The organism is Dysgonomonas termitidis (genome assembly GCF_042654545.1).
In the GTDB taxonomy this organism is placed as follows: Bacteria; Bacteroidota; Bacteroidia; order Bacteroidales; family Dysgonomonadaceae; genus Dysgonomonas; species Dysgonomonas termitidis.
The window spans coordinates 1-1,824 of sequence record NZ_JBHSGN010000096.1; the positions used below are offsets into that span (position 1 = coordinate 1).

The following is a 1,824-nucleotide window of genomic DNA, read 5'->3' on the forward strand; positions in this document are numbered from 1 at the left end:
CCGGGGATGCGAACCTCGAGGGTCACATTCTTTTCCCCGTTCTGACCCGGATCAGGCTGACCCGGATTATCGCCATCCGTGGTGCAGCCGGTAACGGCGACCAGACAGGCCAGCAAGAAAGCCAGTGCCATTATGTTATTTATGTGTTTCATTTTTCTGTATTTTTTTATATATCCTGTACAGCTTTTATCATCGTTAATCATATTCAACTCCTTTGTATAATATGCATTTGGCGTTCAGATCATTACATTTTTTTATACGTATATATGTTCCTCTTTCGATACCCTTTTGTAGCATTATCTGAGGCGTTAAAGAGCCGGTGTATTCGTTACCTTGTCGTCGCAGTGACGCCGTTTATTCGTCAGCCTGTGCTCCGGCAACCGGAACAGGATTCAGCAGGCTTCGACTTCCACTATCTTGCTTAACAGGCGGCCAACTCCTTCTCCCAGGCCGAAGCGGTCTGCGTGTAGTAAGGTACCGGGCGGATGTTGTGTTTTAGCATTTTACTCTTTACGTTTATTTTTGTTATATCCTTCGTTTAATTCAGTCGCTTCTCCCTTGTCCTGCCGTCCGTCTTTACGGCGTCAGGATGGCGGAAGGGCTATATGCTGGTTATCACCCGGTTAAAGGTGCTCCGTAGCCGCTTTATGGCGGATACTCCTTGGTTTTTATGTTTTGCCTTCATCCTGTATTTTTGTTTAAGCTATTAGTTTTCATTTATTTATCTCTGTTTGTCACCCCCCCGACCTTTTTTCCCTTTTATATAGGGTAGCCTGGCGCTACCCTATAGGGTGAGGGTGACAGCGAACTGACTCTGGTGCTGTTTTGGCACCTGGGAGGGGTGGCTTACGGGCTGTGCGCTATTAGGTGTCTTTCACGCACTTGGTGGTGGCGCGCATATTCGGCGAATTGTTGTAAACAGTACTAGCCCTTGTCGCGCTTGAGCTGTAATAAGTCCCCGGCACAGTGTTCGATTGTATGATCCTGTCGTTCGAATCCGCTAAGGGAGCGTCCGTCCAGACCGTCCAACCCATGTAATTCCAAACGAGGCCCGCCGGGCTGAACGTTCGGCCTGCCATGTCTACGTAGGAGAGACCTGCCGCCAGCCCGGCGTCAAGGATTTCATTGGTGTATTGTGGCATCGGCCATTTTGTGGTAGCGTAAGGCATGAGGTGCCACGGATCAGGGCAAGCGTCCACCCGAGTGCTTGCAGTATAGAACGGGTATTCGACGCTCTGTAAAGTGGTCATGATGGGAACACCTTCGATAGAGTTTTGTAACGTCCAGCAAACGCGAGATCGAAATAAGCCTGTATCATAGTTGTCGCGGTAGGTTAAGTAGACGTTACTTCCCATTGTTTGGGGTAGAGCGTGGCCAAACCGCCCACAATCGTCCTGAACAAAGTGGATCGTATATTTGAGGTTACCGGTAGTAATCACCGCGGCGCCTTCCAAGAACGCACTTGCGTTGTTGGGAGTGAAGGTCAGATTAACACTGGAATTTTGGGCGCCGCTTGATTGCGAAGGTTGCGCCCAAGTGAGAGTCGCAGCGGTTGTCGCATCCGAGGTATCGAAGTGCCAGCCGGACGGATCGTCCGTTTTTATCGTGATCGTTTTGCTTCCGGCATAAGCTTCAGTGGTTCCATCCAATTTGACCCACAGGTATGGCCGCGACACATACAGGTGGCTCTGGCCGGCTGTCACACTGCCATTGCGGTCGTTCCATGCCTGCACGGTTGCCTGTATTGTGGCTTTCCCCTCAAAGGCTTTATCCGGAGTGTCCGGGCCTTCAAGGTCTATTTTAGTGATGGTAACGTTATATGAA

General features: G+C 50.1%; 1 protein-coding gene. It reads right to left on the reverse strand.

The window, feature by feature from the left end:
• Window positions 1-863 precede the first annotated feature (863 nt).
• Window positions 864-1,824, reverse strand: a 961-nt coding sequence (locus ACFO6W_RS16780) for a hypothetical protein (RefSeq protein ID WP_379998506.1), incomplete at its 5' end; no start/stop codon positions are given.